General features: G+C 78.3%; 1 protein-coding gene. It reads right to left on the reverse strand.

Annotation, left to right across the window (positions count from 1 at the left end):
• A partial coding sequence (locus tag ABD308_RS25025; RefSeq protein ID WP_344338816.1) for a zinc-binding dehydrogenase occupies positions 1 to 1,477 on the reverse strand: 1,477 nt, incomplete at both ends.

The following is a 1,477-nucleotide window of genomic DNA, read 5'->3' on the forward strand; positions in this document are numbered from 1 at the left end:
AGCACCCCGCGCGCCCGCAGCGCCTCGATCCGCGCCACCGCCTCCCCGGACGGCGCCGAGCGCCCGACCAGGGCCAGCCGGCCCGCGCCCCGCTCGGCCATGAACTCCGCCAGCGACAGGCCGAGCGCGCCCAGGCCTCCGGTGATCAGGTAGGCGCCGTCGCCCCGGAACCGGCCGTCCCGCAGCGGCTCCGGCGCCACCTCGGCGACCGTCGCCGGGTCGGACAGCACGAACTTGCCGATGTGGTTGCCGCGCGCCATCTCCCGCATCGCCTCGGCGGCCCGCGCGAACGGCCGGCGCAGCACCGGCAGCGGCCGCAGCCCGCCCTCCTCGACCCGCTCCCACACCTCGGCGAAGAGCCGGGTGAACAGCGCCGGACGGCGGGCGATCACCCCCGCGAGGTCCAGCGAGGCCAGGGTGATCCCCTTGCGGAACGCGTCCAGGCCCAGCGTGCGCCCGGCGTAGATGTCGGCCTTGCCCACCTCGACGAACCGGCCGCCCTCGGCCAGCACCTCCAGGCCCAGCGGGATCGCCGCGCCGGTCAGCGAGTTGAGCACGACGTCCACGCCCCGGCCGCCGGTCGCCTCGCGCACCAGCTCCGCCCAGGAGAGGTCCCGGGAGTCGAAGACGTGCCGGACGCCGAGACCGCGCAGATGGGCGCGCTTCTCCTCGCTGCCCGCCGTGGCCAGCACCTCGGCGCCGAGCAGCCGGGCCACCTCGATCGCCGCCAGGCCCAGGCCGCCGGCCGCCGAGTGCACCAGCACCGTCTCGCCGGGCGCCAGCGCGGCCAGGTGCCGCAGCCCGTACCAGGCGGTGATGGTCACCGCCGGGAACGCCGCCGCGTCCTCGTCGGACATCCCCGCCGGGACGGGCTGCGCGTGGTCGGCGAGCACCGTCCAGTGGGTGGCCAGCGCGCCGCCCCCGGTGCAGGCGACCACCCGGTCCCCGACGGCGAAGCGGGTGACGCCCTCGCCGGTCCTGGTCACCACGCCCGCGCCGTCCAGGCCGAGCAGCCGGGCGTCGGCCGACGGGTCGGGGTAGGTGCCCATCACCTTCATCACGTCGATGAAGTTCAGCGCGGCCGAACCCACCGCGATCTCGATCTCCCCGGCGCCGGGCGCGCGCCGCTCCAGCGGGCGGAACGCCAGGCCGTCCCAGGTGCCCTGACGGTCCGGGGCGAGCCGGAACGGCTGCGGGCCCGCCGAACGCGGGGCCGGCCGCGCGGGGGCGTCCGCCGCCGCGGCCAGGCCGCGCACCAGCCGGCCCACCAGCCGCTCGCCACCGCGCAGCAGCACCTGGTCCGCGCCGTCCTCCCCGGCCAGTTCGGCGGCACACCGCGCCGCCCAGTCGGGGTCCGCGCCGGCCACGTCCACCAGCACCGGCCGCAGCTCGGGGTGCTCACGGCGCAGCACCCGCCCGAAGCCCCAGTACAGTGCCGCGCCCGGGTCCACCGCGCCGGCCGCCGGCTCCGGCGACT

The sequence above is a fragment of the Kitasatospora putterlickiae genome (genome assembly GCF_039527695.1).
Lineage (GTDB): Bacteria > Actinomycetota > Actinomycetes > Streptomycetales > Streptomycetaceae > Kitasatospora > Kitasatospora putterlickiae.